The organism is Niastella sp. OAS944 (genome assembly GCA_024809215.1).
Taxonomy (GTDB): Bacteria; Bacteroidota; Bacteroidia; order Chitinophagales; family Chitinophagaceae; genus Niastella.
The window spans coordinates 133,364-147,578 of record JANUBW010000008.1; the positions used below are offsets into that span (position 1 = coordinate 133,364).

Annotated in this window: 7 protein-coding genes; all 7 read left to right on the top strand. The window is 43.7% G+C overall.

Going from position 1 to position 14,215, the window contains the following annotated elements; all coding sequences use genetic code 11:
• Positions 1-146 precede the first annotated feature (146 nt).
• The 7 genes from GGD38_RS26945 to GGD38_RS26975 all read left to right on the top strand — a co-directional run bounded on the left by GGD38_RS26945 (position 147) and on the right by GGD38_RS26975 (position 14,202).
• Positions 147-941 carry a M57 family metalloprotease gene (locus GGD38_RS26945; protein ID WP_375303157.1) on the top strand — a complete coding sequence of 265 codons (795 nt, stop codon included), beginning with the start codon at positions 147-149 and terminating at the stop codon, positions 939-941.
• Positions 942-1,168: 227 nt separating this feature from the next.
• Positions 1,169-1,963 carry a M57 family metalloprotease gene (locus tag GGD38_RS26950; protein WP_375303156.1) on the top strand — a complete coding sequence of 265 codons (795 nt, stop codon included), beginning with the start codon at positions 1,169-1,171 and terminating at the stop codon, positions 1,961-1,963.
• A gap of 191 nt (positions 1,964-2,154) precedes the next feature.
• Positions 2,155-4,305 carry an elongation factor G gene (fusA, locus tag GGD38_RS26955; RefSeq protein WP_375303155.1) on the top strand — a complete coding sequence of 717 codons (2,151 nt, stop codon included), beginning with the start codon at positions 2,155-2,157 and terminating at the stop codon, positions 4,303-4,305.
• A gap of 299 nt (positions 4,306-4,604) precedes the next feature.
• A complete protein-coding gene (locus GGD38_RS26960) occupies positions 4,605-7,583 on the top strand; it encodes a T9SS type A sorting domain-containing protein (RefSeq protein WP_375303154.1) in 2,979 nt (992 codons plus the stop codon).
• A gap of 214 nt (positions 7,584-7,797) precedes the next feature.
• The gene (locus GGD38_RS26965; RefSeq protein ID WP_375303153.1) at positions 7,798-11,382 is read left to right on the top strand and encodes a T9SS type A sorting domain-containing protein; all 3,585 of its coding nucleotides are present in this window, start codon (positions 7,798-7,800) and stop codon (positions 11,380-11,382) included.
• Positions 11,383-11,569: 187 nt separating this feature from the next.
• The gene (locus GGD38_RS26970) at positions 11,570-11,866 is read left to right on the top strand and encodes a hypothetical protein (protein WP_375303152.1); all 297 of its coding nucleotides are present in this window, start codon (positions 11,570-11,572) and stop codon (positions 11,864-11,866) included.
• 134 nt (positions 11,867-12,000) lie between these two features.
• Positions 12,001-14,202 (top strand): S9 family peptidase, encoded by a 2,202-nt coding sequence (locus tag GGD38_RS26975; RefSeq protein ID WP_375303151.1) that lies wholly within the window; start codon positions 12,001-12,003, stop codon positions 14,200-14,202.
• Positions 14,203-14,215: the final 13 nt, after the last annotated feature.

A 14,215-nucleotide genomic window follows, 5' to 3' on the forward strand; every position in this document is an offset into this window, starting at 1 on the left:
TAATATATGGTAATAATAAACATTAAGTTATAAGATTATGCACCTGCCATCTGCAACAGAGTTGCTTAATTAAAGGTTCTTTTATGTAAGTAATTTTCTTAAATTGAAATAACCATTAATTTATAAAAAGCTAAAAAGAAACACTTATGAGAATCAGCCCCCTGAAAGCAACAATGCTTATGGCCGTATCTGGTGTTATGTTCATTGCCTGCCGTAAAAATGTTGCTACCGAACAAGTTGCATCTCCCTCCGAAGAAGCGCTCGCTAAAATTTATGCCCTGGGTTTCAGTAATAAAAATGTCTCAATGGATGAGGACGGAAATTATGTGGTGGAAGGTGATATTGTGTTAAGCCAGGCCGACCTTAATACCAGACCCGAATTGCAGTTCTTACGGGTTGGTGCCGAAGAGCAATACCGAACCAATAACCTGGTTACCGCTTTACCCCGGGTCATTAAAGTGAGTGTTTCCTCAAAACTTCCTTCCTCATACAAAGCGGCGTTGGATGAAGCTCTTGGCCGTTATAATGCCGAGGGCCTGAAAATCACTTTTCAGCGGGTTAACTCTAATGCCGACATCTCTATTGTAAAGGCTGCGGGTAATTATCTGGCATCGGCCGGTTTCCCAGGCGGTGGCAATCCTTATTACCAGGTAAAGGTAAATTCAAGTGCGCTGAGTGGGCAACCACAGACTATGATAGCTTCTGTATTGGCACATGAAATAGGGCATTGCATAGGATTCCGTCATACCGATTATATGGACCGTTCGTTTAGCTGTGGCGGCCAGGTGGTGAATGAAGGTGCATCTACAGTTGGTGCGGTATTTATTCCAGGCACCAATGCCAACCCCGATCCTGATTCATGGATGTTGTCGTGCATAAGCTATGGCCAGAACCGTCCGTTCAATGCCAATGATAAGGTTGCGCTAGGTTACTTGTATTAAGTCTACAGACAGCTAATACGTTATACTAACTATCTTGTATAGTGCATTTTAGTAATAGCTAAAAAAAACTTTTCCACAATAACGGTGAACCTTACTGGTAACTGGGTATTAACTGCGGTTATCTGCAACTCCGTTGCCATTTTGCGAAAAAGCCCTCTGGATAATTTCGGTAAATTGATAGACGTGCAGTAACATTACCATTAACCGACATTAAATCTACAAGTCACATGAGAAAGACTATCTTCACTTTAAGTGCAGTGGCAGCCTGCATGCTCATCCTATATGCCTGCCGCAAAAATGTAAAGACTGAAACTGCTGAACCCGCAGTTTCGGACGAAGTACTTGCTAAAATTTACAACCTCGGATTTAGTAACAAAGATGTAATTCCAGACGGGAATGGCAACTATATTGTTGAAGGTGATATTCTGATAAGCGAAGCTGAATTGAACGAAAAAGTTAATGTATCACTTTTAAGGGTGGGCAACGAGGAGCAGTACAGAACAACCAATTTGGTAAGGAGCCTGCCCCGGACCATTACGGTAAGCCTGGCTTCCAGTCTGAGTGCCTGGTCTACAGCGTTGAATACAGCCATTTCGCGTTACAACGCGTTAGGCCTTACCATTACTTTTTCCCGCGTAACCTCAGGCGCTAATATTTCTATAGTTAATGGTTCCGGCAGTTTTCTGGCCTCAGCCGGCTTCCCAACTTCATCGGGAAATCCTTATAATCAGGTGATCCTCAATAACAGCGCGGTTTCTGGTCAGCCCCAGAACACCGTGGCTTCCATTCTGGCGCACGAAATTGGCCATTGCATTGGTTTCCGCCATACCGATTATTTTAACCGGTCTATCAGTTGTGGCGGTTCAGCGGTAAATGAAGGATCTGCAGGGGTAGGGGCCATCAATATTCCCGGTACGCCCACCGGTACCAGTGCCAACAGCTGGATGCTTTCCTGCATAGGCTCAGGCCAGAACCGGCCTTTTAACTCAGCCGATGTTATTGCATTGAACTATCTGTATTAAATTTCTATTACCTGGTAGGTTACTGCACCGGAAAGTCCTGTAAATCACGCAGGGCTTTCTTTTTAGCCCCTGGCGGGGCTTTTTATTTTTACCCTGATACATACGAAATTCGTTGGAATTTTTCTTACCTTTGCCCGCTCATTTTCAGGGCATTTTTCCCTGGAACATTAAAAAGAAAATATAACAAAGTCATGGCAGACTTACGATTACAAAGAAATTTTGGAATTGCGGCACACATCGATGCCGGTAAAACAACTACTACGGAGCGTATCTTGCGCTATACCGGTATGATCCATAAAATAGGAGAGGTGCATGATGGGGCGGCTACCACCGACTGGATGGAACAGGAAAAAGAAAGAGGTATCACCATTACTTCTGCTGCTGTTAGCTGCCAGTGGAACTTTCCTACCGTAAAAGGTAAGGCTGATGCCAATACTAAAAAATACTACTTCAACATCATCGATACTCCGGGCCACGTTGACTTTACCATTGAGGTAGAGCGTTCAATGCGTGTACTGGATGGTTTGATCGCCCTGTTCTCTGCCGTTGATGGCGTTGAGCCTCAGTCTGAAACCGTTTGGCGTCAGGCAAACCGTTACAAAGTTCCCCGTATCGGTTTCGTAAATAAAATGGACCGTTCAGGTGCCGACTTCCTGATGGTGGTTAAACAGGTTAAAGAAATGCTGGGTGCAAAAGCAGTTCCCCTGCAGTTGCCCATCGGCGCCGAAGATGATTTCAAGGGCGTGGTTGACCTTATTAAAATGAAAGGTATCATTTGGCACATGGAAACAGAAGGTATGACCTTCGACGAAATTCCTGTACCAGCTGATATGGTTGAAGAAGCAAATGAGTGGAGACAAAACCTCATTGAGGCTGTTGCCGAATACGACGACAAGCTGATGGAGAAATTTTTCGATGATCCTAATACAATCACTGAAGACGAAGTACATGAAGCTATCCGCAAAGCAACGATCGATCTGAGCATCGTTCCAATGATGTGCGGTTCTTCATTCAAAAATAAAGGCGTACAAACTGCACTGGATGCCGTTTGCCGCTACCTGCCTTCACCAGCTGATATCGATGATGTAGTTGGTACTAATCCTGAAACCGGAGAACCAGAAGTTCGTAAGGCCGATCCTAAAGCGCCTTTCGCAGCCCTGGCCTTCAAGATCATGACCGACCCATTCGTAGGTCGTTTGGCATTCTTCCGTTGTTATAGCGGTCACCTCGATGCCGGTTCGTATGTGAAGAACATGCGTAGTGGTAAGAACGAGCGTATCAGCCGTATCATGAAGATGTTCGCCAACAAACAAAACCCCATCGATTTCATCGAAGCCGGTGATATTGGTGCTGCGGTAGGTTTCAAAGAGATCAAGACCGGTGATACCCTTTGCGATGAAAATCATCCGATCACTCTCGAGAACATGTTCATTCCTGAGCCGGTTATCGCTATCGCCGTTGAGCCTAAAACTCAGGCCGACGTTGATAAAATGGGTATGGCTATCGCCAAACTGGTAGAAGAAGATCCTACATTACGTGTAAATACCGATGAAGATACCGGTCAAACCATCCTGCGTGGTATGGGTGAGTTGCACCTTGAGATCATCATCGACCGTATGCGTCGTGAGTTTAAAGTAGAAGTTAACCAGGGTGCTCCCCAGGTTGCTTATAAAGAAGCGTTCAGAAAAACTGTTGAGCATCGCGAAACCCTGAAGAAACAAACCGGTGGTCGTGGTAAATTCGCCGACATCGTGTTTGAGATCGGGCCCGCTGATGAAGAGTGGCTGAAAGAAAATCCTGATAGTAAAGGATTCCAGTTCGTGAATGATATCTTCGGTGGATCTATCCCCCGTGAGTTCATTCAACCAATTCAAAAAGGTTTCGAAGCAGCGATGAGCACTGGTGTACTGGCCAGCTATCCTGTAGAGAACGTGAAAGTTCGCATTTTCGATGGTAGCTACCACCAGGTTGACTCTGACGGTATGTCGTTTGAGTTGTGTGCCAAGAGCGGTTTCCGTGAGGCTGGCCGTAAAGCACAACCTGTATTACTGGAGCCTATCATGAAAGTGGAAGTTATTACGCCAGACCAATACATGGGTGATGTTACAGGTGACCTTAACCGTCGTCGTGGTATGCTCGAAGGTATGGATACCCGCGGTAATGCACAGGTAATTAAAGCTAAAGTGCCGCTGAGCGAAATGTTCGGTTACGTAACACAATTACGTAGCTTATCATCGGGCCGCGCTACCAGCACCATGGAGTTCAGCCACTACTCACCTGCACCTACCAACATCGCTGAAGAAGTGATAGCTAAGGTGAAAGGTAAAGTGAAAGCTGACTAATTACAGCGTTCTCATATCTCTTAATATAAGGCCCTGCCGCATGGTGGGGCCTTTTTTATGTGCACAGTTATTGCCCAAAACTGCACGCTTATAGCCTAAAACAACACAGTTATTGGGTGTTAACGTTAGGCAATAATTATTTATTAGTTTTGACGGTCTTTATTTATTCTGCATCCAACTTCCTGTAAAAAGCGCTTGTGTTTACCTGTTAATTCTACAAAGAGCATAGGGTTTAATCTTAATACTAAAACAAAGTATCATTTGGTGGTTCTGTAGCAAATGAATACCATTTTATCGCTATGCGTAAATCTATACTTTTAACTGTTATCTTTTTTGCAGCCGTTCATTTTTGTAATGCGCAGGGAAAAGCCCCCGGCCTAAAGTGGCAAAAAATATGGGGAGCCGAAAACTCTGATGAGTTAACGGGCGGCGACCGCATCAATTTTATTGACCGCGATGGTAAGTACCTGTTGGGCTTTTCATCCAATTCAACCACCGGTTTATATTCCGGTAATCATTCGCCCACCGGAATATATCCAACTTCTGATATTTGGGTAGCGAAACTTGATGAACAAAGAAATATTATCTGGAACGTTTCTTTGGGTGGTTCAGCTAGCGAAGGAATAGGTTCCCTGCAATTGGCTCATGACAGTGGTTATATTGTTGCCGGTGGCGCTTCTTCTAATAATGGCGATGTAACAGGGCATCATGGTAACGGCGATGCGTGGGTAGTTCGTTTAGGCAACAATGGTAATATTATTTGGCAAAAATGTTATGGAGGCTCGCTAAACGACCATGCTACTTATGTAGAAAGAACTCCGGATGGATATATCTTACTTGGAAACACCGCATCAAATGACGGCGACGTGTCAGGATCGCACGGAACAACCTATGATATTTGGGTGGCCAAACTAGATAAAAATGGAAATATGTTATGGCAGAAATGCCTGGGTGGAAGTAATAATGAATATCCTGGGGCTATTAAGCAAACCGCCGATGGCGGATATATTTTAACCGGTTCAAGTAATTCATGGGATGGCGATGTACAGGGTTCGCATAGTGTCCCCGTCGATACTTCAGTTAGTTGGATTAAACCAGATGCCTGGGTAGTTAAACTTGACAGAAATGGCACTATAGAATGGCAAAAATGTTTGGGTGGTACAGGTGAAGATAGCGGTACTGATATTGAGATCACCCCTGCAGGTGATTATATTATTAGTTGTGGTTCCAGCTCAACCGATGGTGATGTAACAGGCCTTCACCAACCTGACCCCTACGGTGGTATCAGCGGCGACGCATGGATTGTAAACCTGTCGGCAACAGGGGTTATAAAGTGGCAAAAATGTTTTGGTGGCAGTGATGGCGATAATATTAATGATATTCAAATGTTACCTGATAAAACTTTTGTGGGTGTAGGCGGAACAAGCTCAAACGATGGCGATGTATCACTCCCATCTGGGACTGGCAGCAACTGCTGGCTCATCAATTTTGATGGGAATGGCAATTTGATTTGGGAAAAGAGTTTCGGCGCTGCCTCAACTGATTACGGATTATGCCTGACGTTAAAAAATAATGGGAACATTGTAATAGGTGGCTGGGCACTGATAAACTGGGTCGACATGTGGATGTTTGAAGTAGGCGCCAGCAACACCATTGCCGGCCGTGTTTTCTATGATGCCAACAGCGATGGCTTTCAAAATAATGGTGAGTTAGCTTTTGATAAGGTTACTGTAAGATCAGGTAAGAACGGTGACACCACCTCGGCCATTCCATATAAAGGTTATTATACTATGGATGTGGATTCCGGTACTTATGTAACAAAGGCGGTCCCTTACAGCCCTTATTATAGCATAGTTCCTGCAACTAAAACAACCACCTTCAACAGCTACTTCAATACCGATTCAATTCACTTTGCGGTTCAACCACTGCCCAACCTGCGCGATGTTAATGTGAGCATATTGCCGCTTACTGTAGCCCGCCCTGGTTTTACAGCCCAATATAAGATCATATATAAGAACGTTGGAACAAATACGGTTGCCACTGGTAGTATACAACTGATCAAAGATACCCGTCTTACATTAACCGGTTCACAACCAACAGCAACCGTAAATGGCAATAACCTTACCTGGAATTTCAGTAACCTGGCTCCCAATACTGAGGCATTCATAACGCTTAACTTTGTGGTGGCTGCCCCGCCGGCAACAAATATTGGCGATACGCTGAAGTCAAAAGTATGGATAGAACATGACGGTACAGATGTTACGCCAAATGATGATACTGCCATACTAAAACAGGTGGTAATTGGCTCCTTCGACCCCAACGATAAAACGGAGTCGCATGGTGGTATTATAACGCCTGATCAAATCTCCGGCGCCGATCCGTTAACCTACCTCATCCGTTTCCAAAACACCGGTACCGATACAGCCTTCAATATTACGGTTCGCGATACGCTCGATAGCCGGCTCGACTGGAGCTCGCTGCAAATGATCGCATCGAGTCATGCATACCAGTTATCAATTGATGATGGTAATAAACTCACCTGGAAGTTCAATGACATAAAGCTGCCATACACGGGCATCGATGAGCCTAACAGCCACGGTTATATTGCCTATAAAATTAAACCCAAACCAACCGTACAATTAGGTGATATCATTAAGAATACTGCCGGTATTTATTTCGATTATAATTTACCTATTGCAACCAATACCGAAAAAACAGCAGTATTGCTACTTACACCATTACCGGTTACCTTAACACGGTTCCATGCTGCTGAAGATGGTGATGTAGTTAATGTATCCTGGGCAACCAGCATGGAGGAGCATATAAAACAGTTTGAAGTACTGCGCAGTAGTAATGGAATTGATTTTACTACCATTGGCAAGGTAAAGCCTGGTATGAGTACTTATTTGTTTATAGATAAACAACCCCTAAAAGGATATAATTATTACCAGTTGAGATCGGTTGATGCAGATGGATCGTTTACATTGTCGACCATTGTGTTGGTAAACCTAAAGAACGGCGCCGATATTATTTCATCGTTGTATCCCAACCCCGCTACGGGCAATGCTACATTGAAACTACAGGGTACTGTTGAGGGCAATGTGCAGGTTCAGGTGCTTGATCAGCAGGGGCGCCTTGTTACTACCAAGCAATTTGGTGTACAACATACAGCTGCGTTTAAAACACCTTTAGATCTTGGTCATCTGGCCAGGGGAAGTTATGTGTTACGAATTATGGTGAATGATAAAATCTATCTGCATAAATTACTGATCCAATAATAAAGAAGAACTGAGCGATCCCCCGGCTTGCCCCGGGGGATTTTTTTATGCCTTATCTCTTTTGCCTGCACACTTATGCCCCAAAACTGCACGCTTATAGCCGGTAATGCACAGTTATCAGTTCTATTGGCCTTATCCCAATAAAAAATTACATTTGATTACCTTTTATATAAATATTCAACAGCAGTTTCCCAAGCCCTAAAACTTTCTTATCATGATTTTTAATCTCAGGTTTATAGTCGCTGTATGGTGCACTATTCTTACTTCGACGGCTTTTGCCCAGAGCCCTGGTATTGAATGGCAAAGGCCTATTGGTGGAAATTTATCCGATGGTTGGAATAGTACCCTCATAACAACCGATGGTCACCTGCTTGTTATGAGCGGAAGTAATAGAAGCGGATCGCTTTCAGATTTCCGGGTAACTAAGATGGGGCAGGATGGTAAAATCATATGGGACAAATATGCAGGTGGTTCTGGGTCTGACTTTTTACGTAAATCAATAAATACTCCTGATGGCGGATTTATTTTAACAGGCCTAACGCTTTCTGTTGATGGTGATGTAGTTGGTTTTCATGGCCCGGTTAAGGGCGCTAATTATGATGTTTGGGTTGTGAAATTTTCGGCTAACGGCGCAATTGAATGGACGCAAATCATTGGTGGCACCGCTGTTGATGATTTTGTACAAGCCGAAGTGCTACCAGATGGAAGTATATTAATTTTAGGAAAGACTAATTCTGTAGATGGTGATTTTCAGGGTAATGATGGTTTGTACAAACCATTTGTTGTTAAACTGGCAAATGATGGAAGTGTTATCTGGAAGACAAGAATTGGAACAAAATCAAATGACCCCAAAAAAATGATCATAAAATCGAACGGGAATATTGTAGTGGCCGGCGATTTTTTTGATACCCCGGATAGTAATCATTACCTGAACGATTTTTTTGTTACTGAATTATCTGCCAATGGAATGGTGTTATGGTGGAATTCTTTTGGATCAACATTTTCACCGGAAAGTTTATTTGACGTAATACAAACAGGTTCATCTCAAGTGAGCGTGGTAGTTACAAGCAGCGGATCGGACAGGAATATGACCGGCGCACTTGGGGGCGGAGATGTTTGGATGTTTACACTTGATAATAACGGAAGTATTGTTTGGAAAAGACCCATAGGTGGCAGCAGGTATGACGGGTCTCCAAAAATGTATTTTAATAATATAGATAGCAGCATATTAGTGACCATGATCACTTCATCAATTGACGGTGATGTGGGAAAAAATAATGGCGACTACGATGTATGGACAGGGAAGTTCTCCAATAATGGTACTTTATTATGGAAAATAGCACTGGGTGGTTCAGGTGCAGAATCTTTTAATCAAACTTTTATTAATGCCGCCGGAGAGACTTTTTTACTAGGTACAACAACGTCTAACAACGGTGATATAAACGGCTTTCATGGCGTATCTGACCTTTTGTTTGTAAAGTTGGCGGCAAACGGCACCCTTGCCTGGCAAAAATGTTTAGGTGGTTCGTTGAATGAGAGCATTTCAATGAGCAACCTTCCGCGGTCCGATAATTTTTTTGATGACGGAAATACTTTTACCATACTTGCATCTACCGGCTCCAATGATGGTGATGTACAGGGCATGCATTTTAAATCAGATACCAGTACTAATGATATGTGGCTGGTAAACGTTAACGCCAACGGCGGTATTAATTGGCAAAGGCCATTAGGCGGCTTTGGGCTTGAAATACCTGGGAAAGCATATAAGATAAATGGAAAATATTTTGTTTTTGGCAATACAAATTCCAATGACGGCGATGTGAGTGGATTAAAGGGAAGTCAGAATACCTGGGTGGTTAAATTAGGGCCAGCCAACATTATTAAAGGTAACGTGTTTCTCGATCTAAATGCAAACGGAATAAAAGATGCAGGCGAGTATTATTACAGCGATGTTATTGTTAATAGTGAAAAGCCTGGTTACAAACGTTCGGGTATACCATACAATGGCCAATTTAAAATTGAAGTAGATACAGGATCATTCATTACTTCAATAGCGATTAATAAACCATATTATACGGCTGTTACGGTACCTCATCAGTCAAATTTTGCCAATTACTTAATGGTTGATTCGGTTGATTTTGCACTACAGCCCATTGCCGTTACGCGTGATGTACAGGTAAGTATTATCAATACCAGCGCAGCCAGGCCAGGATTTAATAGTTCTTATTCTATTCACTATAAAAACGACGGTACTGAAACCATTACTACCGGTACCGTAATTATGGTTAAAGACTCCGGTACTACTTTTGTTAGCGCAGTACCTGTCCCCGATTTACAAAACGGCGATACGCTTGTATGGAACTACAACAACCTGCTGCCCGAACAATCGGCTTCCATTGCCATTGTGTTGAAAAATAAAATAGCACCTGATGTAAACATTGGCGATACCTTGATGCATATAGTGTTTATAAAACCTGCCACCGGCGATATACAACCTGTTAATAACAGGGATACTCTTCTGCAGATAGTGACCGGTTCATTTGACCCCAATGATAAATCGGAAAACCATGCCGGAAGAATTTCACCTGCAGCCGTTTCAAATGGTGAAGAACTAAGTTATGTGATCAACTTCCAGAACCTGGGTACCGATACCGCATTTAACGTGGTGATAATGGATACCCTCAGTGATAAATTAGATTGGAGCAGTATTGAAATGATCGGCGCCAGTCATCCCTGGACATTACAGATAACCGATAATAATAAGTTTAAATGGACCTTCGGCAATATTTTACTGCCACATGCGGCGATAAATGAACCAGCCAGCCATGGCTATATTGCTTACCGTATAAAACCAAAAACAAACCTGTCTATAGGAGAAGTAATAACAAACTCGGCCTCTATTTACTTTGATTTTAACGCTCCTATTGTAACCAATTTAGTTAGTACCATTGTAAAGCCCGATCCTGTTGTGCAACCGGTTATAAGCGGGCTGGTAAACAACTACTGTGGCACTGTTGGTGTGCAAAAAATAAAACTGCTCAATTTGCCCAATAACACTGCTGCTGTTACTGTTAAGCTTGATAATACCATTTTAACCATTGCAGTTGATAGTACGGTGTCTATTGCACCCGGCACCCTTACCGGTGGTACGCATACTGTAAGTGTGAGCTATAGCAATACAACCGATACCAAAACCACTACGGCCAGCTTTACGGTAACGGTGGCGGCCACACCCGATGTAAATCTGAGTGCCAGCACCACCAATGTGGTTACACTTGCTAACCCTGTGGTGTTAACCGCAACCAATGTAAGCGGTGGTGGTAAAAATCCGCTATATACCTTTGCCTGGAACAATAGCTTTACCAACATTGTACAGGCCGAAAGCAGCAATAATAGCATTTCTATACCAGCCGCTTCATTAGCCCTTGGCGATAATAAGGTGTATGTGAAAATGAGAACAAGTGAAAATTGCTATACCGCGCAGGAGAATATCGACAGCATTACCATCCGCCGGGATATGAGCACCGGTATAACTGATACCGATAATCCTGGCCAGGTGATCACCGTGTATCCCAACCCGGTGAAAGGGCCAATCACTATAAAAGGCCTCAGCACCGGCAAAACCTATACTTTCACAATTGTGAATTTACAGGGCCAGGTGGTGTTAACTAAACGTATAGCTAACCAAAGTACCGCAGCCATTACCGGGTTTAACAGCGCAGCAGGCACTTACTGGTTAAAAATATATGATGAGAAGATTAGCCGCATCCTGGGCACCCTGCAATTGATTAAGCAATAATGATAGTATTCTGAAAAAACAGATAGCCCCGACAGTATCGTCGGGGCTTTTTTATATAATAAAATTTAACAGATAAATCCCCTCATTTTGTTAATGAAATGACAACACCAAACACAGGCTTAAACTTTTGTTTTTACCAGCCCTCCAAATAGCGGAAAATGTATTGTGAACAGTAAAAACAGATAGTATGAAAAAGTATATTAACCGCATTATTATAGCCGCAGTGTTGGTAGTAGGATTTTCATTTGCTTCACAGGCCCAGCTGGTAGTGAGAGTACGGCCCTCGGCGCCAGTAGTAGTTCGCCCTGTGGCGCCTTCGCCTCGTCACGTGTGGGTTGAAGGTGGGTGGGAAAACCGTCGCGGCCATTACGTGCACGTAGATGGTTATTGGGCTAAACCCCGCCACCATCGCCATTATGTACAAGGCTATTGGGCGCCCCGCCGTAATGGGTATACCTGGGTTCCCGGTTACTGGGCCCGGTAATAACCCCTAAACTTTATTGTGAGCATCAGGAGTACTAATAAATAGACCCTCCCGTCTCTTCGGGAGGGTTTTATATTTATGGTAACATTTGTTTGCGTGCAAATCCTTAATTTCCTGCCCCAAATTGTATCAACATGCATCCTTCAACTGTACTCAGAACTTTTTTAATAATAATAGCATCTGTATTTGCTCATGTTGCCCTGTTTGCCCAGGGGGCGGCCATTAAATGGTCGAAGAACGGAAATAGCTACTATCGTATTGAAGATGGAGATCTGTGTTTATTTACCCTGCCCCAGCACAGCAAAACGGTTGTCGTTACTAAAAAGCAGCTGACGCCCGAAGGCCAGACTACGCAGATCAATGGCCGCAGTTTTAGCTTTTCGGCCGACGAAAAAAAGGTGCTGTTCTTTACGAACACCAAAAAGGTATGGCGCCTGCAAACCAGGGGCGACTATTGGGTGTTTGATACAAATACCGGCAGGTTGACCAAACTGGGTAAGAACCGCCCAATATCATCCCTGATGTTTGCCAAATTTTCACCCGACGGCGCTAAAGTAGCCTATGTAAGCGAGTATAATTTATTTGTAGAGGACCTGGCTACAGGCAATATTCAGCAACTAACAAAAGATGGTAACCGAAAATTCATCAATGGTACATTCGACTGGGTGTATGAGGAAGAGTTCTTTTGCCGCGATGGTTTTCGCTGGAGCCCCGATAGCAAAAGCATTGCTTACTGGCAAATTGATGCGCGCAAAACGAAGGATTACCTTATGGTGAACAATACCGATTCTATTTATCCCTTTGCCGTACCGGTTGAATATCCCATAGCCGGTGAAGCTCCTTCGCCTTATAAGATCGGTGTAGTGGATATTGCTTCTGGCAAAACCAACTGGATGGATATTCCTACCGACGCCACGCTGCAAAGTTATGTGCCGCGCATGGAGTGGGCTGCCAATAGCAATGAGCTTATTATACAACACCTGAACCGGCATCAAAACCAAAGCGACCTTATGCTGTGCAACGCCCAAACCGGCGCATCGCAGGTTATTTATACAGAAAAAGATTCGGCCTGGATTGATATACTGCCTACCTGGGACAATGACTACATTTGGGGTGGCTGGGACTGGATCGGCAATGGCAAAGAATTTATTTGGGCATCGGAAAAAGATGGCTGGCGCCATCTGTACCGCATTAGCCGCGATGGAAAAAAAGAGCAACTCATAACAAATGGTAATTACGATGTAATGGATATTGCCGGCATTGATGAAAAGAACGGGTATGTGTATTTTATGGCTTCGCCCAATAACGGCACACAAAAATACCTGTACCGTACAAAACTTACAGGTAAAGGCGTAGCAGAAAGAGTGTCGCCCGCCAACCAGGAAGGCACACACGATTATGAACTTTCACCCGCAGCCACCTATGCCCGCCACATATTCTCAAATTACTATACGGCTTATACTGATGAATGGATATCGCTGCCCGACCATAAGGGCCTCAATGGCGAGAATAAGGTTAATGATAAATTGGCTAAGGCCAGCAAGAACAATGGCATCGAGTTCTTTAAGGTAAAAACCATCGATGGTATTGAAATGGACGGCTGGATGGTAAAACCAAGGAATTTCGATAGCAACAAAAAGTACCCAGTTGTATTTTATGTATATACCGAACCCTGGGGCCAGAATGTAAAAGACCAGTTTGGTATTGCAGATAATTTCCTGTACAAAGGCGATATGGCCAGCGACGGATATATTTATATTTCCATAGATAACCGCGGTACACCAGTGCCTAAAGGACGTAATTGGCGCAAAGTGATCTATCGTAATATTGGCCAGGTAAATATCCGCGACCAGGCAATGGCCGCCCGGGAAATTTGCAAATGGCCATTCGTTGATACCTCACGCATAGCCGTATGGGGCTGGAGTGGCGGTGGATCGGCCACATTAAACCTTATGTTCCAATACCCTGATATTTATAAAACCGGTATTTCAGTAGCGGCAGTAGGCAGCATATTTACATACGACAATGTGTACCAGGAGCGTTATATGGGCCTGCCCCAGGAAAATAAAGCCGATTATGTACAGGGTTCGCCTGTAACACATGCTAAAAACCTTAAAGGCAACTTGTTGTACATTCATGGCAGTGGCGACGATAATGTGCATTATCAAAACGCCGAACTATTATTGAACGAGCTCATCAAATACAATAAGCAGTTTCATTTTATGAGTTATCCAAACCGTACCCATAATATATCTGAAGGGCCGGGAACGTATGAGCATCTGAGCACTTTGTTTACGAGTTATTTGCGATCACATTGCCAACCGGGCGCACGATGAGCATTATGCACAT

Coding starts and splice junctions, on each gene's coding strand:
- GGD38_RS26945 (WP_375303157.1), top strand. CDS start 147: ATGAGAATCAGCCCCCTGAAAGCAACAATGCTTATGGCCGTATCTGGT.
- GGD38_RS26950 (WP_375303156.1), top strand. CDS start 1,169: ATGAGAAAGACTATCTTCACTTTAAGTGCAGTGGCAGCCTGCATGCTC.
- fusA (WP_375303155.1), top strand. CDS start 2,155: ATGGCAGACTTACGATTACAAAGAAATTTTGGAATTGCGGCACACATC.
- GGD38_RS26960 (WP_375303154.1), top strand. CDS start 4,605: ATGCGTAAATCTATACTTTTAACTGTTATCTTTTTTGCAGCCGTTCAT.
- GGD38_RS26965 (WP_375303153.1), top strand. CDS start 7,798: ATGATTTTTAATCTCAGGTTTATAGTCGCTGTATGGTGCACTATTCTT.
- GGD38_RS26970 (WP_375303152.1), top strand. CDS start 11,570: ATGAAAAAGTATATTAACCGCATTATTATAGCCGCAGTGTTGGTAGTA.
- GGD38_RS26975 (WP_375303151.1), top strand. CDS start 12,001: ATGCATCCTTCAACTGTACTCAGAACTTTTTTAATAATAATAGCATCT.